The organism is Bordetella pseudohinzii (assembly GCF_000657795.2).
In the GTDB taxonomy this organism is placed as follows: Bacteria; Pseudomonadota; Gammaproteobacteria; order Burkholderiales; family Burkholderiaceae_B; genus Bordetella; species Bordetella pseudohinzii.
In genome coordinates this window covers 202,833-223,714 of sequence record NZ_JHEP02000005.1, presented here as the reverse complement: position 1 = coordinate 223,714, position 20,882 = coordinate 202,833, and the positions used below count along the sequence as shown (strand labels likewise).

Sequence of the window (20,882 nt, the reverse complement as noted above, 5' to 3'; positions counted from 1 at the left end):
TCCCCCGGAGCAAACGGGTATTCTTCGTGCTCTTGATCGAAAATCCGCGCTACGTCGCGCATTCGATCTCCAGGTCGGGCGCGACCCGGCCGGATCCCTATTAGCTATTCGAGACAACGAGGGTGGTACTCAATATGCAATTCAAGCCCCAGAAACTGCTGGTCGCGCTCGTCGCCGCCGGCCTCATCCCTGCCGCCCATGCCGCGGACATCAAACTCGGCGTGGCCGAGGCCCTGTCGGGCGGCGCCGCCCAGTACGGCGTGTCGATCCGCAATGGCTTCCAGCTGGCCGCCGATGAAATCAACGGCGCCGGCGGCATCAACGGCAACAAGCTGGTGCTGGTGGTCGAAGATGAGCAAGGCAAGAAAGAAGAAGCCATCAACGTCTTCAAGAAACTGATCTTCAAGGACAACGTCCTGATGATCTTCGGCCCGACGCTGTCGAACTCGGCCCAGGCCGCCGACCCCATCGCCCAGGCCGCCAAGACCGTGGTCTTCGGCACCTCCAACACGGCTGACGGCATCACCTCCATCGGCAACTATGTGTTCCGCAACTCGGTCACCGAAGCCGACGTGCTGCCGGCCACCATCTCCATGGTCAAGGCCAAGACCGGCCTGAAGAACGTCGCCGTCCTCTACGGCAACGACGACGTCTTCACCAAGAGCGGCTACGACAACTTCAAGAAGGCCCTGGAAGACCAGAAGATCCCGGTCACCACGACCGAGACCTTCGCCAAGGGCGACGTGGACTTCAAGGCCCAGCTGACCAAGATCAAGGGCACCAATCCCGACGCCATCGTGCTGTCGGCGCTGCTGGCCGAAGGCGGCCCCATCATGGTGCAGGCGCGCCAGCTGGGCCTGAACGTGCCGGTCATCGGCGGCAACGGCATGAACTCGGTCAAGATCTTCGATCTGGCCCCGGGCGGCGCCTCCAACAATCTGTGGATCGGCAGCCCCTGGTCGATCGAGAACAAGACGCCGGAGAACAGCAAGTTCATCGACGCCTACAAGGCCAAGTTCGGCAATGCTCCGGACCAGTTCTCGGCCCAGTCGTATGACGCCATGTACATCGTCGCCCAGGCCCTGAAGACCACCAAGCTGACCGGCGACCTGCCCAAGGACCGCGCCGCCCTGCGCGAGGCCCTGCCCGCGGTGCAATGGACCGGCGCCACCGGCGCCTTCAAGTTCCGCCAGGCCAATGACCGCGCCGGCAAGCCGGCCGGCTACGACGCCGACCAGGCGCCGATCATCAGCGTCACCAAGGACGGCAAGTACGTCATCGAGAAGTAAACTGCCGGGCTATCGGCAGGCCGCCTCTCTATCGGGAAGCACAGCGCCTTGCGGAAGACACAATCCTCCGCAAGGCGCTTGATTTGGGAAGTCCCTCATGTTGGAACAACAATTCGTCAACGCGCTCTCATTGGGCAGCGTTTACGCCCTCTTTGCGCTGGGATTCACACTGGTCTTCGGCGTGCTCGGCGTCATCAACCTGGCGCACGGGGCGGTATTCATGGTCGGCGCCTACGCGGCCCTGACCGTGGTACAGCACTTCGCCATGCCTTTGTGGCTGGCGCTCATCGTCGCCTTCGTCGTCGCCGGACTGACCGGCATGCTCATCGACTATCTGGTGCTCAAGCCGCTGCGCAAGCGCAACGCGCCCCACCTGATCCCGATGATCGCGACCATCGGCGTGGGCATCATCCTGAATAACGCCGCGCAAGGCATCTTCGGCGCCAGCAACCTGCGTTTCCCGCATGGCACGGTCCCCGAAGAAGTCATCGAGATCGCCGGCCTGCACCTGACGGTCATCGAACTGGGCATCATCTTCCTGTCCTTCGCGCTGATGGCCGTGCTGATGTTCATCATGCGCCGCACCCAGTTCGGCCGCGCGCTGCGCGCCATCGCCGAATCGCCCAAGGCCGCCTGGCTGCTGGGCATCAATGTGGAAAGGCTGTTCATCACCACCTCCTTCGCCGCGGCCGCCCTCGGCGGCGTGGCCGGCGTGCTGATCGGCCTGTATTCGAACGCGCTCTTCCCGCTCATGGGCCAGCCCATGCTGCACAAGGGCATCGCGGTCATCATCCTCGGCGGCATGGGCGACATACGCGGCGCCATGCTGGGCGGTCTCTTCCTGGGATTCGCGGAGGTGCTGTCGGTCGCCTATATCGGCTCGACCATGCGCGATGCGGTGGCATTCGGCCTGCTGTTCCTGATCCTGCTGGTGCGTCCGCAGGGCCTGTTCGGCAAAGTGGTTCAACGCAAGGCTTAAGTGATGAGCGGATTCGAGAATTTCTGGGCCATCTATGGCAACCTGGTGCTCACGCTTGGCACCAACGCCCTGCTGGCGCTCTCTATTTGGCTGACCCTGGCCTGCGGCATGCTGGCCATGGCCAACGCGGCCTTCATGGGCATCGGCGCCTACACGGCGGCGCTGCTGACGATGAACTACGACGCCTCCTTCCCCGTGGCCCTGGCCGGCGGCATGCTGGCGCCGGCCGTGGTGGCGGCCATCATCGGCCTGCCCACCCTGCGCCTGTCGGGCGTCTACCTGGCCATGGCGACCCTGGGCTTTGGCGAAGTGGTGCGCGTGACGGTGCTCAATACCGAGTCGGTCACCGGCGGCGCCCTGGGCCTTAACGGCATCCCGCAAGTCACCCAGTGGTGGCATGTGGCGCTCGCGCTGGCGATCGTGCTGTTCGTGCTGTGGCGCGTGCGCCGCTCCAAGATCGGCCGCGCCTTCGACGCCATCCGCGGCGACGAAACCGCCGCCGGCCTGATGGGCATCGACGTGCGCGCCAACAAGATGCTGGCCTTCGTGGCGGGCGCCATGATCGCCGGCCTGGCCGGCGCGCTCAACGCCCATCTGACCTTCTTCATCGGCCCCAACGAATATGGCTTTGACCGTGGCGTCGAAATCCTGACCATGGCCATCCTGGGCGGCATCGGCGGCCTGGCCGGCCCCGTGCTGGGCAGCACCATCATCACGGTCCTGCCCGAGCTGCTGCGCGGCTTCGCGGATTTCCGCCTGGTCATCAACGGAGTGATCCTGGTGGTGATCGTGTTGTTCCTGCCGCAAGGCATCTGGGATCCGGCGCGCTTCAAGCGCTGGATGCGCCAGGGAGGCAAGCGCCATGCTTGAGCTTTCCTCCATTTCCAAGAGTTTCGGCGGCCTGCACGTCCTGCATGATGTCAATCTGTCGGTGCCCGAGGGCAGCATCTACGGTCTGATCGGCCCCAACGGCGCCGGCAAGACCACGGTGTTCAACCTCATCACCGGCCTGCTGCCGCCCAGCGGCGGCGACATCACCTTCAACGGCCAAAGCCTGTTGAAGCGGGCACCGCACAAAATCACCCGCATGGGCATTGCCCGCACCTTCCAGAACATCCGCCTGTTCAAGGAGATGACGCTGCTGGAAAACGTGGTGGTGGGCGCCTACCGCCACATGCACTACGGCCTGCCCGGCCTGCTCCTGAGCCTGCCCGCCTTCCGCGAGCATGAACGGCGCGCCCGCGAGCGCGCCCATGAGCTGCTGACCTGGATGCGCCTGGACCACAAGGCCAATGACCTGGCGGACAATCTCTCCTACGGCGAACAGCGCCGCCTGGAGCTGGCGCGCGCGCTGGCGACCGAGCCCAAGCTGCTGCTGCTGGACGAGCCCGTCGCCGGCATGAACACCGGCGAGCGCGCCGAGCTGATGCGCGAGATCCTCGCCATCCGCGAACGCGGCTACACCATCCTCATGATCGAGCACGACATGCGCTTCGTGATGGGCTTGTGCGAACGCATCGCGGTGCTCAATTTCGGCAAGATCATTGCCTGCGGCGGCCCGGACGAGATCCGCAACAATGAACAGGTCATCGAGGCTTACCTGGGCCGCGAAGACGACGAAGACACTCAACAGGCGGAGGCCGTGCAATGAGCGCCATGCTGGAAGTCCGTGGGCTCGAAGTGAACTACGGCCATATCGAAGCGGTGCGCGGGATCAGCCTGGATCTGCGCGCCGGCGAAATCACCGCGCTGGTCGGGGCCAATGGCGCCGGCAAGTCCACCACGCTGCTGGCGCTGTCGGGCCTGCTGCCCAAGGCCGCCGGCCGCATCGTCTTCGAAGGCGAGGACATCACCAACCTGCCGCCCCACCAGCTGGTGATGCGCGGCATCGTGCAGGTGCCGGAAGGCCGGGCCATCCTGACCACCATGACGGTGCTCGAGAACCTGGAACTGGGCGCCTATCGCCGGGGCCTGAAAAACCTCGACAGCGACCTGGAGTATGTCTTCAACCTGTTCCCGCGCCTCAAAGAACGCATCCACGGCATGGCGGGCAATCTGTCGGGCGGCGAGCAGCAGATGCTGGCCATCGGCCGCGCCCTGATGGCCAAGCCGCGGCTGCTGCTGCTGGACGAACCCTCCATGGGCCTGGCTCCCATCGTGGTGCAGGACATCTTCCGCTCGCTGCGCGCCATCAACGCCGACGGCCTGACGCTCTTCCTGGTGGAGCAGAATGTGCGCCAGGCGCTGAAGATCGCCCAGCAAGGCTATGTGCTCGAAAACGGCGCCATGGCCCTGGAAGGCACCGGACGCGAGCTGCTGGGCCATCCCCGCGTGCTGGAAGCCTATCTGGGCGCTTGATCCGGAAGGAGACCGCCGCAAAAAAATGCCTGCGCCGCGGGCATTTTTTTCGCCTGGCGCCTGACACCCGAGGGTTAGGCGGTCAACTGCCCTATGGCCGCGCGCAGTTTGTCGGGATCGACCGGCTTGTGCAGCAGCGGCCAGCCGCGCGCGGCGACTTCGGCCAGCCGGCGGGGGTCGGTGTCGCCACTGACCAGCAGCGCGGCGATGCTGTCGTCGTTGTACTCCTCGTGCACGCGCTCGATGGCCTCGATGCCCGTGGCGTGCTCGCGCAGGCGGTAGTCGCTGATGACCAGCGCGGGCCGTTCGGTCTCGGCGCTGGTCAGGCACAGCAGTTCATCGGCGCTGCCGGCGGCCAGCACGCGATAGCCCCAGCCCTCCAGCAGCAGCTGCAGGCCATGGCGGCTGAAGCCATCATCCTCCACCACCAGCACCAGGGGCGCGCCTGCCGGCGCATCGGCGGGCGGCGGCAGGGCCGCCGTCTCGGCCACGACGGCCCGCGTGCGCGGCAGGCCCAGGCCGAATACCGTGCCCTTGCCGGGCCGCGAGCGCAGCCGCAGGCGATGGCCCAGCAACCGGGCCGTGCGCTGCACGATGGCCAGCCCCAGGCCCAGGCCCTTGTTGCGGTCACGCTCGGGATTGCCCAGCTGATGGAACTCCCAGAACACACTCTCCTGCTCATGAACGGGAATGCCGGGTCCGGTATCCCAGACCTCCACCCGCAAGCCGGCGCCGTCAGGCCGGCATCCCACCAGCACCCCGCCTTCATCGGTATGGCGGATGGCGTTGTCGATCAGATTGCGCAGGATGCGGTCCAGTAGCGCCGGGTCGGACAGCACCGTGGCCGACACCGGCCGCAGCCTCAGGCTCAAGGACTTGGCGGCCGCCTGGGGCGCGAACTCGCCCTGCAGCCGCTGCAACAGCGGCCCCAGCGCGACCGGCTCGACGCGCGGACGCACCACGCCGGCATCCAGGCGCGACAGGTTCAAAAGCCCTTCGAACAGGCCGCCCATGGCCTGGACCGCCTGCGAGATATTGTCCACCGTGCGGCGGCTGTTCTCGGGCAGGTTCTGCTCGCGCAGCACACCGACGAACAGACTCAGCGCGTGCACCGGCTGACGCAGATCGTGGCTGGCCGCCGCCAGAAAGCGCGACTTGGCCAGATCGCTGCGTTCGGCGGTTTCTTTCTCGCGCTGCAGGCGCGCCAGCAGGTCCAGGTTGTCAAACCGCAGGCGCAGCGAATCGAGCTGGGTGCGGTGCATGCGATGCGCGAACGCCAGCGACACGGCCAGGTAGAGCATGCCGGCGACGCCCATCACCGTCAGCAAGGTGTCGGGGCGCGCCGTCAGCACAAACATGGTCGGCAGGAAATACGGCAGCATGAAACTGTAGAGCAGGGGCAGGTCGATGCAATAGGCATAGATGGCGCCCGTGCCCATGGTCAGGAGCGCGATGATGAAGAACATCTGGTGCTGCATGGGCACATGCGCGATCCAGTAGGCCACCGGCAGCCCCCAGGCCAGGCCGCTCAGGAACACGCCCGCCAGCATGCGCCGGCGCCAGCGGCGGCCCGCCTCCAGCTGCGCCGGCGAAGGCGGCTCGTCCATGCGCGGAAACCGCCGGGTGTCGCGCCAGCGCAGCAGCGACAGCAGCACATTGCCCGCCGCCCAGGCGGCCAGCTCGGCGTCCGGCACCACATCGGCCAGGGCGGCCACCACCAGCCCCATGGTCAGCAGGGTGCCCAACAAGGAAAAAGGCATATTGCGCCGCAGCACCAGCAGGCAGGCGGCGAACACGGAGTCGGGCGAGGCAGGACGCATCGGCGGCGGCGGGTCGAGGACGGAAGGCCCATTGTCGCCGTTTCCGGCCCGGGCGGCATGCGGCCGTTGCGCTAGGCCCCTGGCCCGCCGCGGGCGCTGTCCGGCAGCCCGGCAACGATATGTCCGGCCAGAAACTCCACGCAGGCGCGGACTTTGGCCGAGGCGTTCAGGCGCGCCGGGTAGACGGCCCAGACATTGGCGGTCTGGCGGTATTGCGGCAGGATGGGAACGAGCTTGCCCGCGTCGATCAGCGGCTGCACGTCCCAGGTCGAGCGCAGGATGATGCCGCGCCCGTCCACGGCCCATTGCACGGCCATTTCGCCGTTGTTGGCCGACAAGGGCCCGCGCACTTTGACCGTATGCTCGCGCTGCCCGCGATGCAGGCGCCAGACGCCGAAGGGATGGTCGCGCTCCTTGATGACGAGGCAGTCATGCGCGGCCAGTTCGGCCAGGCTGCGCGGCGTGCCGCGGCGGGCCAGATAGGCGGGCGCGGCGCAGAGCAGGCGGTGATTGTCGGCGAGCTTGCGCGCGATCAGGTGCGGGGCGATGTCATCGCCCACGCGCACGTCCAGGTCATAGCCTTCGGCCGCGACATCGACCAGGCGGTCGAAGACCTCCAAGCGCACCTGCACGGCGGGATGGCGCGCCACGAAGGCCGACAGCGCCGGCGCGACCACGCGGCGCCCATAGCCGAAACTGCTGCAAACCCGCAAGAGGCCGCGCGGCTCCCGCCGCGTGATGCCGGCCTCTTCGACCAGATGATCGACATCATCCAGGATGCGCTGGGCCCAGTGGTAGACCCGCTCGCCGGCCTCGCTGATCACCACGCGGCGCGTGTTGCGATGAAACAGCGGCGTGCCCAGGCTGGTTTCCAGCAGGCGTATGCGCTTGGTGACATAGGCGGGCGACATGCCCAGGGCCTCGGCGGCGGCGGAAAAGCTGGAGGCCCGCGCCACGGCGCAGAACACCCGCAGATCGGCCGGCAGCACGTCATTATTCATGTTTCGTGCATAGTCATTTCACAGATTGATGCATTGTATATGGATCATGCAGGCCCTAGCATGGGTGCTTTTTCGCAGCAGCCCAACCATGACCCAAGTATTCAAGATCGCCGCCATCGCCGGCGACGGCATCGGCAATGAAGTGATGCCCGAAGGCCTGCGCGCCGTGCAGGCCGCCGCCCGCCGCTTCCATCTCCCGCTGCAGATCGACCATTTCGACTGGGCCAATTGCGATTACTACGCGCGCCACGGCGAGATGATGCCGCCGGACTGGAAAGCGCAGCTGCAAGACTATGACGCGATCTTTTTCGGCGCGGTGGGCTGGCCGGCGACCGTGCCCGACCATGTATCGCTCTGGGGTTCGCTGCTGAAATTCCGCCGCGAATTCGACCAATACATCAACCTGCGCCATGTGCGCCTGTTCGAGGGCGTGCCCTGCCCGCTGGCGGGCCGCCGCGCCGGCGACATCGATTTCTTCATCGTGCGCGAGAACACCGAGGGCGAGTACACCAATCTGGGCGGCCGCCTGTTTGCCGACACGGACCGCGAGATCGTGATCCAGGAATCGGTCTTCACGCGCCACGGCACCGACCGCGTCATGCGCTTTGCCTTCGATCTGGCCCAGCGCCGCGAACGCAAGCACCTGACGGTGGCCACCAAGAGCAATGGCATCGCCATCAGCATGCCCTGGTGGGACGAGCGCGCCGACGCCATGGCCGCCCACTATCCCGAGGTCAGCACCGACAAGCAGCACATCGATATCCTGGCCGCGCGCTTCGTGCTGCAGCCGCAGCGTTTCGATGTGGTGGTGGCCTCCAATCTGTTCGGCGACATCCTCTCCGACCTGGGCCCGGCCTGCGCCGGCACCATCGGCATCGCGCCGTCGGCCAACCTCAACCCGGAGCGCCGCTTTCCCTCGCTGTTCGAGCCGGTGCATGGTTCCGCGCCGGACATCTATGGACAAGGCATCGCCAATCCCATCGCCATGATCTGGTCGGGCGCGCTGATGCTGCAATTCCTCGGCAGCCAGGAGGCGCATGACGCCATCCTGCGCGCCATCGAGCACTGTCTGAAGGACGGCCCGCGCACGCCCGACCTGGGCGGCCAGGCGCGCACGGCGGACATCGGCCAGGCCATCGCGGCGCACATCGAAGCCGGACACTGAGGGCGCTGCGCGTTTTCCCCAACTGCCGCGCATGACGGCGCGGCAGTAAAAGCCTAGGACGATCATCCCAGGGGTATACCCATGTTCCGTCTTCAGGCCGTCGCCTTGCTCTGCCTGGCCTGCGCCTCCGTCCAGGCGCAGACCACGCTGGACCTCATCAACGAATATCCGGCCACCTCCATCACGGCGGCCACCGATCTGCAGTTCGCCGACGCGGTCAAGACGCTGTCGCAGGGCAAGCTGGCGATCCGCCCGCTGCAGGAGAAAGACAACCCCTTCAAGGGCGTGGAGCAGATCGACGCCGTGACCAGCGGCAAAACGCAGATGGGCACGCTGTTCGGCGGCATCGTCGGCAACCGCGATTCGCTCTTTCTGCTGACCTCCCTGCCCTTTGCCGCGCGCGACTTCAAGCAGGCCCGGGCGCAATACGATTGCATGCGCGGCGCGCTAGAGGCGCATGCGCAGAAGCTGGGCGCGCGCCTGCTCTATGTCACGCCCTGGCCGCCCTCGGGCATCTGGTCGGTCAAGCCGCTGCAAAGCGAGGCCGACATCAAGGCCCTGAAGATCCGCACCTACGACGCGACCAGCAAGGCCGTGTTCGAGCGCCTGGGCGCGCAAAGCGTGGAGCTGCCCTATTCGGCCCTGGCCCAGAAGCTGGCCGCCGGCGAGGTCAATGCCGTGCTCACCTCGGGCGATGGCGGCGCGGGCCGCAAGCTCTGGGACCAGTTGCCCAACTTCACGGCGGTGAGCTACTCCATCCCCTTGAGCTACACCCTCATCAATGAAAAGACCTGGGCCGGCCTCGCGCCGGCCCAGCAGGCGGCGCTCTCCCAGGCCGCCCAACAGGTCTCGGCCCAGGCCTGGGCCGGCGTCGAACAGCGCATCAGCGAGAACTACGCCAATATGCGCGCGAACAAGATGACGCTGAACACCGCGCCGGCGGCCGGGATCATGGCCGCCCTGAACCAGGCCGGCGCGGCGCAGACCCAGGCCTGGCTGGCGCAGAACAAACTCGGCCAGCAGGATGCGGCCTGCCTGCTGAAGTAAAGACGCCTGGACGCTAGGCCAGACGCTGGCGCAGGCCGTCGAGCACGGCCGGCCATCCCTGGCCCGCGCGCAGGAGTTCGACCGAGGCGTACCAGGGCGTGTCGGCGCGCTGCAGCTGCCAGCGCCAATCCGGCATGGCGGGCAGCAGCAGCCAGGTGGGGATCTCCATGGAACCGGCCAGGTGGGCGGGCGCGCTATCGACGCTGATGAGGCGGTCGAGATTGGCCATCAAGCCGGCGGTATCGTCGAAATCCGCGAGCGGCGCCAGGTACAGGCGGCCAGCCGCCCCGCCGCCGCGCCAGGCGTCGATGGCCTGGAGATCGGCGGGACGCACGTCTTTCTGCACACAGACGAAATCGCAGGGCGCCCGCAGCAAGGGCGCCAGCAGCGCGAAGGCAATGGAGCGGTTGCGGTCATCCAGATGCGTGGCGCTGCCCGACCAGCACAGGCCGATGCGCGGGCGGGCCGGGCCGTCGAAGACCTGGTCCAGCCGGTCCGCCCAGGCCGCCTTCGCTTCCGGCCGGGGCTGCATGCGGCGCGCCAGCGGCCAAGGTTCGGCGCGCGCCAGGGCCAAGGGCAGGCTCAACAGCGGAACGTGGCGGTCGTAGGCCGGCAGCGGCTCGCCCTCGGCGATGACGCTGACCTCGGGCAGATTGGCCTGCAGCAAGGCGCGCAGGGGCGGCTGCACGCGCAGCACCACGCGCGCCGCCATCGCGGCCAGCGCCGGCACATAGCGGCTGAACTGCAGGGTATCGCCCAGGCCCTGCTCGGCATGCACCAGCAGCGTCTTGCCGGCCAGCGGCTGCTCGCCCAGCCAGGGCGCGCCGTCGAAAGGCATGGTCTGGCCGCCATCGCGCCAACGCCATTCATAGTCGCGCCAGCCATGGGCATATTGCCCCAGCAGCAGATTGGTCTGCGCGCGGTTGTTGCGCGCGCCGGCATTGTCGGGATCGATGGCCAGGGCCAGCTTGAAATGCCGCAGAGCGTCCTGGAAACGGTGTTCATCGCGGGCCAGCACGCCCAGGTTGGTGTGGGCGTCGACCAGCCGGGGATCGAGCTTGAGCGCGGTCTCGTAGGCCTGGCGCTCCTCGCGGCGGCGCGCCAGCGCGCCCAGCGCCACGCCGCGCACATAATGCAGCGCCGCGGACTGCGGCGCCAGCGCCAGGGTCCCGTCGACAAAGGTCAGCGCCTGGTCGGCGCGGCCCAGCTGTTGCAGCACGTCGACCACCTGGCCCAGCAGCGCCACGTCATTGGCGGACAGCCGGTAGGCGGCGCGGTAGTGGGCCAGCGCGGTTTCCAGGCGGCCCGCCTTGCGATTGACCGCGCCCGCGTCGCGCAAGAGCGCGGCATCGGCCGGCCGCAGCCGCGCCGCCTCGTCGAAGCGGTCGGCCGCTTCGTCCAGGCGGCCCAGGCGGCTGAACGCATAGCCCAGCGCGCCGTGCAGGCCGCCGTCCCGCGGCGCCGCCGCGAGCGCCTCGGACAGCAGGTTCGCGGCCTGGGCGTAGTCGCCCGAGGAAAACGCCTGCGCGGCGCGGGTCTGCAGATCTGAAGTGGAGTCGGTCATGCTGCGGGTCGGTTGAGGCCGCTGAGGGCCGGGAGCTGGCGGCGATTTTATCGCCACCCGCTCCGCCGCCCCGCCTCAGCGAACCTGCTGCTCGACCACCATGTCCAGCACATAGACCTGGGACGGCGCATCGGCCGGCGGGTTTTTCTGGTCATAGCGCTTGACGCGCAAGACCGTGCGCACGCCGTCATGATGCGTATAGCCCTCGATGGACTGGTACAGCGGATGCCAGTCCTCCTGCGGCGGCAGCGCCACGCCGGATTCGCTGTAGCGGCGCTCGCGCACCTGCAGGCAGCGATGATCGGGGATCAAGGGATGGTTGCACTGCACGCGCTGCGCGGCCACCTCCAGGAAGACGGTCGTGCCCGGGCCGCCATAGCGCGTCTCGGGCGTGGGATCGCCGGCGAAGGTCAGAACGCTGCCGTCCGCGGCCGTCAGCTGCAGGCGCGGCGCGGCCGCATCGCCCGATTGCGCAAGGCGCATATCGCCCTTGAACAGGCGCGCCACCTCGGCATCCAGGCGCATCAGCGCGGGCTCGCAGGCTTTCATGGTGGAGACCAGCCTGGCCACGCTGAGCACGCCGCCGGCCAGCCGGTAGCCGCCGGACTGGCCGTTGCAGCCGCCCTGGATGTTCAGGGCATCGCCGCGGAAGGACAGCCGCAGCGGCCGCTCGACGCCGGTTTGCAGCGCGGCTTGCCCGCGGGGATCGGTGGCGCCCACCAGGCGCCAGGTATAGGCCGTCAAGGGCTGGGAAGCGGAGGCAGTGGCAGCGGGCATGGGCGAAGATCCTTCGCGGGTTGTGGGCGCGCAGGCCGCCAGCAAGGCGGCCAGCACGGGGACCAGGAGCAGTTTTTTCATCGTTCTTCCTCTCTGGATGACAGGACGCATTTTCGGTGGCGGCCCCGGCCCGTCCCCGGTGGCCCCTTTCAGAATCTATACAAAGCCGCAGCCGCCGTCCTCGGGCGCTTACACACTGACACCATTGCGCCGGGCCGGCGCGCTTGGGCTTGGCCATGAAAAAACCCCCGAAGCTTGGATCGGCGTCCAGCGTTCGGGGGTCTGCTCGTCGCGAAGCCGCTTGCGGCCCGCGCCAGGAGCGGCGCGTGGGATTACACGCGCTTGATCTTTTCCAGCATCTTGAAAACGCCCTTGGGAGCGTTGACGAACAGACGCTTGAAGGACTTGCCCAGGCAACGGCGTTCCAGGGTGTTGCGACGCACGCGCTTGCGTTCGGCCATGATGTTTCTCCGCTAGTGGTTCGGTTTGGTTGGATTCGAGCCGCCCCGCAAACCTGTGCGCGGCGAAAATTCGGGTAACTCGGAATTCTAGCCCGAAACGGGCGGGCGGGACAAACCTGCCCGACTATTCCGTCCCCGTTATGCACTCGCCAGGCGGGCGAACACGGCTTCGGGGCGCGGCATGGGATCCACCGCGCCATAGCCCAGGGTGGACAAGGCCGCGGCCGCGTTGGCGTAGGCCACGGCATCTGGCCAGCTGTCGCCCCGGACGCGGCGCGCCAGCAGATTGCCCGCGAAGCAATCCCCCGCCCCCGTGGCGTCGACCGCCCGCACCGGACAGCCCGGCAGGCGCAGGCGCTGGCTGCCATCATCCAGCACCGCGCCGTCCTTGCCCAGCTTGAGCACCACCACGCCGGCGGCGCCGGCGGCGCGTATCCAATCCAGCGTGGCGTCCGCATCCTCATGTCCGGTGAGATGGCGCATATCGTCCATGCTGGGCAGGAAGAGATCCACCCCGGCCATGGCCTCGCGCAGGATGGCCCGCGCGCGCGCCAGCGGCCAGAGCCGCAGGCGCAGATTGGAATCCAGGCTGGTCTGCACGCCGGCCTGGCGGGCGTGCTCCAGGGCGGCGAACACCGTGTCGCAGGCCGAATCGCTGATCGCCAGGCTGATGCCGGAGACATGCAGGAAACGGGCGCGGCCTATCATGCCGCGCGCCAGGCCGGCCGCGCTCATGCGGCTGGCGGCCGAGCCGCGCCGCAGGTAATTGAACACATGGCCTTGCGGCCCATGCTGCACGAAATAGACGCCGGTATGCGCGTCCGCCGCCACCTCGACGCCGGCCACGTCCACGCCCTCGCGGCGCCACAGCGCCAGCAGCTGCTCGCCAAAAGCGTCGCCGCCCACCCGGCTGAGATAGGCGCAGCGCGCGCCGGCGCGGGCCGCCGCGATGACGGCATTGGAGGTGTCGCCGCCATAGCCCTGCAGGTACTGATCGCGGCCGGGCTCGGTCTGGTTGAATTCGATCAGCGCTTCGCCCAGGGCGATGATGTCGTAATCAGCCACGGGCCTGCTCCAGGGTCTCGGCCACCTGGCGCGTCAGCGCGCCCGTGTCGCGCGCCGCGAAGGCCGTTTTCTCGAACAGATTGCCGCCCATGCCCACCATGGCCGCGCCAGCGCGGAAATACTCGCCCATATTGCCGGCGCTCACGCCGCCGGTGGGGCAGAACAGCACATCGGGAAACACCGAGGCCAGGGCGGCGAGATGGCGCGGCCCGCCGGTATCGGCCGGGAAGATCTTGACCACATCGGCGCCTTCGCGCCGCGCCGCGATCACTTCCGAGGGCGTGAACGCCCCCAGCAGGCAAAGCGCGTCCACGGCGTGCGCCATATCGGCCAGGCCGGGCACGAAGCCGGGCGAGACCAGGTAGTCCGCGCCGGCCTCCAGGGCCCGCCGCGCCTGGTCCTCATCGAGCACCGTGCCCACGCCCAGCAGCAGCGCCGGGCCGTGCTTGTCGCGCAATGCGCGCAGCAGGTCGGTGACGCCGGGAATGGTCCAGGTCAGCTCCAGCGTCGCGCAGCCCGCGCCCACGGCCACTTCGGCGGCATAGGCCGCCGTCGCGGCATTGTCGTAGCGCAGCACGGGGATCAGGCGGGCGGCGCGCAGGGCGGCGAGCCGGGCCGGACGATGGGCATAGGGGAGGTTCATGGCAGTCCTTGCGCCAGGGGTTGAGCAAGATGACGCGCGGCGCTGTCGCGCAGCCGCAGCAGGGGTTGGATATAGGTGTCGCGGGCCTGCATGCGGAAACGCAGGACGCTGACGCTGACGCAGGCCTGGCCGCCGGGCAGGGCGATCCCGAAGCAGCAGATGCCGGCTTCGTTTTCTTCGTCGTCGGTGGCGTAGCCATCGGCGCGCGCCTGCGCGACCTGTTCACGCAGCCGGGCCAGGACCGCCGGATCGGCGCAGGCCGGCAGCGCCCGCATGGCTAGCAGCGCGGCCTCGGGCTCCAGGCTGGCCAGCCAGGCGCGCCCCACGGCACTGCGGTGCACGGCCACGCCCGCGCCCACGCGGGAAGCCATGCGCAGCGGCCCGGGAGACTCCAGCTTGTCGATATAGATCATCTCGGCGCCGCCCGGCACGGCCACGTGGACGGTTTCGCCGGTGAGGTCGCGCAAGGCCCGCAGATCGGCCGCCAGCAGGCCGCGCGCATCGGGCATGGCCCGGGCCGCCAGGCCCACCACGCGCATGCCGATGCGGTAGCCGCCCTCGGTCTCGGCCAGCATGCCATGCCCGGCCAGGGCGCACACGATACGATGCACGGTGGCGCGCGGATAGCCGCAGGCCCGCGCCAGCGCGGCGACCGTGAGCGGCGTTTCGGCATCGGCCACGGCCTGCAGCACGGTCATGAACTTGCCAAAGGCCGCGGTCCCGGCGACGGGGGACGCCCGCATGTCTTCCTCCCGCGCGGCCGGCAGGCAATTTGCGGCCGCGTCCCAAATTTGGTGTACTGTTTATCTATACAGCTTGCCGCCGGCGCCAGGCCGGCAAAATGCCCATAATATGGGCACGCCTTTCACAATGTAGGCAATTATTCCATATTGCCGGCCTTGCCTCCACCCCGGACCCGCCCTCACACACCGGCTACGATTACGCCTCATGAGCTCCCATATCCGCATCGTTGGCGCCCGCCAGAACAATCTCAAGAACCTGGATCTCACCATCGCCACCGGCGAGCTGGTCGTCGTGACCGGCGTCTCCGGATCGGGCAAGAGCTCCCTGGCCTTCGACACGCTGTACGCCGAAGGCCAGCGCCGCTATGTCGAGACCTTCTCGCCTTATGCGCGCCAGTTCCTGGACCGCATGGACAAGCCCCAGGTCGACCGCATCGAGGGCATCCTGCCGGCCATCGCCATCGACCAGACCAACCCGGTGCGCAGCTCGCGCAGCACGGTGGGCACGATGACCGAGCTGAACGACCACCTCAAGCTGCTGTTCGCGCGCGGGGCGCATCTCTATTGCCGGGGCTGCGGCAAGCGCGTGCGGCGCGACACGCCCGAGTCCATCTTCCATTCGCTGGCCGAGCGCAGCGCCGCCGCCAGCGACCCGCGCCTGGTCATCACCTTCCCCATCGCCGTGCCGGCCAACTTTACCGAAGACGAGGTGAAGGGCTTTCTCGAAGGCCAGGGCTATACCCGCGTGCACCACGAAGACGCCGCGCCCGCCGCGCCCGCCAAGGCCAAGGGCCGCGGCAAAAAGGCCGAGGCCGCCGAAGCGCGCCGCACCCTGCACGTGGTGCAGGACCGCCTGCGTTTCGCCGGCGCCGAGCGCGAGCGCGTCATGGAAGCGCTGGACACGGCGCTGCGCATGGGCGCGGGGCATCTGGCCGTCTATGTCATGGACGCTGAAGGCGGCGATGCCGCCGTCTGGAAATACAGCGACCGGCTGCATTGCGCCGACTGCGATATCGAATACAGCGACGTGCTGCCCAGCAGCTTCTCCTTCAATTCGCCGCTGGGCGCCTGCGAAGCCTGCCGCGGCTTTGGCCGCGTGATCGGCATCGACCTGGGCCTGGTCATCCCGGACGAAAGCAAGACGCTCAAGGAAGGCGCCATCAAACCCTGGCAGACGCCCTCCTTCAAGGAGTGCCAGGACGACATGATGAAGTACGCGCCGCGCGCCGGCATTCCCGTTTCGGTGCCCTGGAAGTCCCTCAGCCAGGCGCAGCGCGACTGGGTGCTCAACGGCGACCCGGATTTCAAGGGCGGCGACTCGGCCTGGAAACACCAGTGGTACGGCGTGCACCGCTTCTTCGCCTGGCTGGAAAGCAAGGCCTACAAAATGCATGTGCGCGTGCTGCTGTCCAAGTACCGCAGCTATACGCCCTGCCCCACCTGCCATGGCGCCCGGCTCAAGCCCGACGCCCTGCTCTGGCGCCTGGGCAGCAAGGCCGAGGCCGATGCCGTGCTGCCGCCGGGCGATGGCCGCTACCAGCGCTTCATGCCGGCCGGCGTGAGCTGGACGCGCGAAAAACTCGACAGCCTGGACGGCCTGTCTGTGCACGACGTCATGCTGCTGCCCATCGAGCGCGTGCGGCGCTTTTTCGACGACATCACGTTCCAGGGCGCCATGGACGCGGCCGCGGACCTGCTGCTCACCGAGGTGCGCGCGCGGCTGAAATTCCTCTGCGACGTGGGCCTGGGCTATCTCACGCTGGACCGCCAAAGCCGCACCCTGTCCGGCGGCGAGGTCCAACGCATCAACCTCACCACGGCGCTGGGCACCTCGCTGGTCAACACCTTGTTCGTGCTGGACGAGCCTTCCATCGGCCTGCACCCGCGCGACATGCACCGCGTGGTGGAGGTCATGCACCGTCTGCGCGACGCCGGCAACACCCTGGTGGTGGTCGAGCACGATCCCCAGGTCATGGTGGCGGCCGACCGCATCATCGACATCGGCCCCGGCCCCGGCGAGCGGGGCGGACGCATCGTCTTCGACGGCACGCCCACGCAGCTGCGCGCCGCGCCCACCCTCACCGGCGACTATCTCGGCGGCCGGCGCCACGTCGAAGCCCCGCGGCCCATGCCGGTGGCGGCCAACACGCCGCGCCTGCTGCTCGAAGGCGTGCGCGCCCACAACCTCAAGAACGTCTCGGTCGAGCTGCCGCTGGGCCGCCTGGTCTGCGTGACGGGCGTCTCCGGCTCGGGCAAGTCCACGCTGGTGCAGGACGTGCTCTTTCCGGCCCTGCTCAAGCATCAGGGCAAGCCCTCCGAGGCCCCCGGTCCCTTCGACCGCCTGCTGGGCGCCGAACAGATCGCCGATGTCGTCATGGTCGACCAGACGCCCATCGGCAAGACCGCGCGCTCCAATCCCGCCAGCTATGTCGGCGCCTTCGACGCCATCCGCAAGCTGTTCGCGCAGGCGCCGCTGGCCAAGGAGCGCGGCTACACCGCGGGCACTTTCAGCTTCAACGGCGGCGACGGCCGCTGCCCGACCTGCGGCGGCACCGGCTTCGAGCACGTCGAGATGCAGTTCCTGTCGGACGTCTATCTGCGCTGCCCCGATTGCGACGGCAAGCGCTTCCGTCCCGAGGTGCTGGAGGTCCGCGTCGAACACCTGGGCAAGCGCGCGTCCATCGACGAAGTGCTCGAAATGACGGTCAGCGAGGCGCTTGAGTTCTTCCGCGGCCTGCGCGATGTGCAGACCGGCCTGGCGCCGCTGGGCGATGTGGGCCTGGAGTACGTGCGCCTGGGCCAGCCCGTGCCCACGCTGTCCGGCGGCGAGGCCCAGCGCCTGAAGCTCGCCGGCCACCTGGCCGAAGCGGCGCGTTCTGGCATCTCGACGGCCAAGGTGGCCAAGAAGGGCAGCCTCTTTCTGTTCGACGAGCCGACCACCGGCCTGCACTTCGATGACGTGGCGCGGCTGATGCGCGCCTTCCGCAAGCTGCTGGCGGCCGGCCACACCTTGCTGGTCATCGAGCACAACCTGGACGTCATCCGCGCGGCCGATTGGCTGATCGACCTCGGCCCCGACGGCGGCGATGCCGGCGGCGAGGTCGTGGGCGTGGGCACGCCGCAGGACCTGATGGACAATCCGCGTTCCTACACCGGCCAGGCCCTGCGCGACTACGAAACCAGCATCCTGCCGGCCGATGTGGTGGTGTCCACCGACGCCGACCGCCAGGAAGCCGAGCAGGCCGGCCTGAGGGCGGTAATCGAAGAGCCGGGCACGCCCTACGAAACCGGCACGCCGCTGCAATCGCTGATGCGCCGCCGCCGGCAGCAGGCCGAGGCCATCGAGATCCGCAACGCGCGCGAGCACAACCTGAAGAACGTCAGCGTGGAAATCCCGCGCGACACCTTCACCGTCATCACCGGCGTCTCCGGATCGGGCAAGTCCACCCTGGCCTTCGACATCCTGTTCAACGAGGGCCAGCGCCGCTATCTGGAATCGCTCAACGCCTATGCCCGGGCCATCGTGCAGCCGGCGGGCAAGCCGGACGTGGACGCCATCTTCGGCATCCCGCCGACCGTGGCCATCGAACAGCGCACCAGCCGCGGCGGCCGCAAGTCCACCGTGGCCACGATGACCGAGATCCATCACTTCCTGCGCCTGCTCTACGTCAAGCTGGGCACGCAGTTCTGCCCTGATTGCCAGGTGCCGGTCGAACCGCAGAACACCGAGCAGATCGTCGCCCGCCTGCTGCGCGAGCACAAAGGCCGCCATCTCGGCCTGCTGGCGCCGCTGGTGACCGCGCGCAAAGGCTATTACACCGACCTGGCCAAATGGGCCGGCGGCAAGGGCTATACGCATCTGCGCGTGGACGGCGAGTTCATCCCGGTCAGCCCCTGGCCGCGCCTGGACCGCTACAAAGAGCACACCATCGAACTGCCCGTGGCCGATCTCGTGGTCGACCCGGCCAACGAGGCCGCGCTGCGCGAGGCCGTCAAGCGCGCGCTGGAGCATGGCCAGGGCGTGATGAGCATTCTCTGGGACCTGACGCCCGGCGCCCAGGGCGATGCGCAGCTGCGCCGCGAGGCCGGCCTGAACGCCCGCCCGCAGCAGCAGCATTTTTCGGTCAAGCGCGCCTGCCCCTCTTGCGGCCTCAGCTTCCCCGAGCCCGATCCGCGCCTGTTCTCCTATAACTCCAAGCATGGCTGGTGCGAGGGCTGTTTCGGCACCGGCCTGCAGCTGCAAGGCTTCGACGCCGAACAGACCGGCGAAGAAACCGCCTGGAACGCCTGGTACGAGGGCGAAACCCAGGCCTGCGGCGTCTGCCATGGCCAGCGGCTCAACCGGACGGCGCTGGCCGTGCGCTGGCGCGACCGCTCCATCGCGGAACTGGCCTCCATGCCGGTCTCCGAGGCGCACAGCTTCTTCACCGGCCTGGTCATGCGCGGCCGCGAGGCCGAGATCGCGCGCGACATCCTGGCCGAGATCCGCGGCCGCCTGGACTTCATGCAGGAGGTCGGCCTGAACTACCTGGCGCTGGACCGCGCCGCGCCCACGCTGTCCGGCGGCGAAGCCCAGCGCATCCGCCTGGCCGCCCAGCTCGGCTCCAATCTGCAAGGGGTGTGCTACGTGCTGGACGAGCCCACCATCGGCCTGCACCCGCGCGACAACCGCATCCTGCTCGACGCGCTCGCGCGCCTGGAGGGCAATGGCAACACGCTGGTGGTCGTCGAGCACGATGACGACACCATCCGCCGCGCCTCGCACATCATCGATATCGGGCCGGGCGCCGGCATCCGCGGCGGCCGCGTGGTCGCCCAGGGCAGCGCGCAGGACCTGATCGACGCCCCCGAGTCCGTCACGGGCCGCTATCTGGCCAAGCCGCTGGCCCATCCGCTGCAAGGCCGCCGCGCCGTCGAAAAAGACACGCCCATGCTGCGCATCAAGGCCGCCCACCTGCACAACCTGGGCAATGTCAACGCCAGCATCCCCATCGGCCGCCTCACCGTGGTGACCGGCGTGTCCGGTTCGGGCAAGTCCACCCTGGCGCGCGAAGTGCTGCTGGACAACCTGAGCCGCGTCGTCTCGGCCGGCAAGGCCGAGCAATGGATAGGCTGCGCCCGCATCGAGGGCTGGGAGGCCATCGACCGCGTGCTCGAGGTCGACCAGACGCCCATCGGCAAGACCCCGCGCTCCTGCCCGGCCACCTATGTCGGTTTCTGGGACGATGTGCGCAAACAGTTCGCCGACACGCGCGAGGCGCGCATGCGCGGCTGGGGCGCGGCGCGCTTCTCCTTCAATACCGGCGACGGCCGCTGCCCCATCTGCGAAGGCCAGGGCATGCGGACCATCGAGATGAACTTCCTGCCGGACGTCAAAGTGCCCTGCGACGCCTGCAACGGCGCGCGCTTCAATGCCGACACCCTGAGCGTGCAGATGCGCGGCAAGAACGCCGGCGAAGTCCTGTCCCTGGAGGTCGATGACGCGCTGGCCTACTTCGCCGCCCACCCCAAGATCCACCGCCCCCTGCAGCTGATGCAGGACGTCGGCCTGGGCTATCTGACGCTGGGCCAGCCCTCGCCCACGCTGTCCGGCGGCGAGGCCCAGCGCATCAAGCTGGTGACCGAACTGGCCAAGGCCCGCCTGACCGACGGCGTCATCAAGACCGGCCGGGCCTCGCGCATTCCGCACACCCTCTATGTGCTGGACGAACCCACCGTGGGCCTGTCCATGGCCGACGTCGAGAAACTCATCCACGTCCTACATCGCCTGGTCGAAGCCGGCAACACCGTGGTCGTGATCGAGCATAATCTCGATGTCATCGCCGAAGCCGATTGGCTGCTGGACCTCGGTCCGGAAGGCGGCACGGGCGGCGGCCAATTGGTGGCCGAAGGCTCTCCGGAACACGTCATGAGCCTGCGCGGCCGGTCCCATACCGGCCAGGTGCTCGCCGAGTTCCTCCAACACTAGAG

The 20,882-nt window shown here is 68.3% G+C and carries 16 protein-coding genes; 8 read left to right on the top strand and 8 right to left on the bottom strand.

From position 1 onward, the window contains the following. Positions 1-134 precede the first annotated feature (134 nt). From L540_RS09125 to L540_RS09105, 5 genes are all read left to right on the top strand, one after another. Positions 135-1,289 (top strand): ABC transporter substrate-binding protein, encoded by a 1,155-nt coding sequence (locus L540_RS09125; protein WP_043215016.1) that lies wholly within the window; start codon positions 135-137, stop codon positions 1,287-1,289. Positions 1,290-1,386: 97 nt separating this feature from the next. Further along, the gene (locus L540_RS09120; protein WP_043215017.1) at positions 1,387-2,268 is read left to right on the top strand and encodes a branched-chain amino acid ABC transporter permease; all 882 of its coding nucleotides are present in this window, start codon (positions 1,387-1,389) and stop codon (positions 2,266-2,268) included. A 3-nt stretch (positions 2,269-2,271) separates the two neighbouring features. Then, positions 2,272-3,138 (top strand): branched-chain amino acid ABC transporter permease, encoded by an 867-nt coding sequence (locus L540_RS09115; protein WP_043215019.1) that lies wholly within the window; start codon positions 2,272-2,274, stop codon positions 3,136-3,138. Further along, the gene (locus tag L540_RS09110; RefSeq protein ID WP_043215020.1) at positions 3,131-3,919 is read left to right on the top strand and encodes an ABC transporter ATP-binding protein; all 789 of its coding nucleotides are present in this window, start codon (positions 3,131-3,133) and stop codon (positions 3,917-3,919) included. Before L540_RS09115 ends, L540_RS09110 begins: the two co-directional genes overlap by 8 nt. Next, positions 3,916-4,626 (top strand): ABC transporter ATP-binding protein, encoded by a 711-nt coding sequence (locus L540_RS09105; RefSeq protein ID WP_043215022.1) that lies wholly within the window; start codon positions 3,916-3,918, stop codon positions 4,624-4,626. The genes L540_RS09110 and L540_RS09105 overlap by 4 nt, the downstream gene beginning before the upstream one ends. Positions 4,627-4,700: 74 nt before the next feature. On the opposite strand, the gene L540_RS09100 is transcribed toward L540_RS09105, so the two are convergent. Both L540_RS09100 and L540_RS09095 read right to left on the bottom strand, forming a co-directional pair. Then, entirely contained in the window at positions 4,701-6,446 is a 1,746-nt protein-coding gene (locus L540_RS09100) for an ATP-binding response regulator (protein ID WP_048026220.1), read from the bottom strand. A gap of 71 nt (positions 6,447-6,517) precedes the next feature. Next, complete coding sequence (locus L540_RS09095; RefSeq protein WP_043215024.1) at positions 6,518-7,447, bottom strand: LysR substrate-binding domain-containing protein; 930 nt, start codon at positions 7,445-7,447, stop codon at positions 6,518-6,520. An 88-nt stretch (positions 7,448-7,535) separates the two neighbouring features. On the opposite strand from L540_RS09095, the gene L540_RS09090 reads away from it, so the two are divergent. Both L540_RS09090 and L540_RS09085 read left to right on the top strand, forming a co-directional pair. Continuing rightward, complete coding sequence (locus tag L540_RS09090; protein ID WP_043215027.1) at positions 7,536-8,612, top strand: tartrate dehydrogenase; 1,077 nt, start codon at positions 7,536-7,538, stop codon at positions 8,610-8,612. 81 nt (positions 8,613-8,693) lie between these two features. Next, positions 8,694-9,659: a TRAP transporter substrate-binding protein gene (locus L540_RS09085; RefSeq protein WP_043215028.1), complete on the top strand. Its 966-nt coding sequence runs from the start codon at positions 8,694-8,696 to the stop codon at positions 9,657-9,659. Between the two features lie 13 nt (positions 9,660-9,672). Here the strand turns inward: L540_RS09085 and L540_RS09080 are convergent, their stop codons facing one another. From L540_RS09080 to L540_RS09060, 6 genes are all read right to left on the bottom strand, one after another. Then, positions 9,673-11,223 carry a tetratricopeptide repeat protein gene (locus L540_RS09080; RefSeq protein WP_043215030.1) on the bottom strand — a complete coding sequence of 517 codons (1,551 nt, stop codon included), beginning with the start codon at positions 11,221-11,223 and terminating at the stop codon, positions 9,673-9,675. Between the two features lie 75 nt (positions 11,224-11,298). Next, a complete protein-coding gene (locus L540_RS09075) occupies positions 11,299-12,000 on the bottom strand; it encodes an META and DUF4377 domain-containing protein (protein ID WP_197085644.1) in 702 nt (233 codons plus the stop codon). A gap of 332 nt (positions 12,001-12,332) precedes the next feature. Beyond that, on the bottom strand, positions 12,333-12,461 hold the full coding sequence (locus tag L540_RS22065; protein WP_005016451.1) for a hypothetical protein: 129 nt from the start codon (positions 12,459-12,461) through the stop codon (positions 12,333-12,335). 138 nt (positions 12,462-12,599) lie between these two features. Further along, a complete protein-coding gene (locus L540_RS09070) occupies positions 12,600-13,526 on the bottom strand; it encodes a sugar kinase (RefSeq protein ID WP_043215033.1) in 927 nt (308 codons plus the stop codon). After that, entirely contained in the window at positions 13,519-14,169 is a 651-nt protein-coding gene (locus L540_RS09065) for a bifunctional 4-hydroxy-2-oxoglutarate aldolase/2-dehydro-3-deoxy-phosphogluconate aldolase (protein ID WP_043215035.1), read from the bottom strand. The genes L540_RS09070 and L540_RS09065 overlap by 8 nt, the downstream gene beginning before the upstream one ends. Then, on the bottom strand, positions 14,166-14,912 hold the full coding sequence (locus L540_RS09060; protein ID WP_043215037.1) for an IclR family transcriptional regulator: 747 nt from the start codon (positions 14,910-14,912) through the stop codon (positions 14,166-14,168). Before L540_RS09060 ends, L540_RS09065 begins: the two co-directional genes overlap by 4 nt. A gap of 205 nt (positions 14,913-15,117) precedes the next feature. On the opposite strand from L540_RS09060, the gene uvrA reads away from it, so the two are divergent. Continuing rightward, entirely contained in the window at positions 15,118-20,880 is a 5,763-nt protein-coding gene (gene uvrA, locus L540_RS09055; protein ID WP_043215038.1) for an excinuclease ABC subunit UvrA, read from the top strand. Positions 20,881-20,882: the final 2 nt, after the last annotated feature.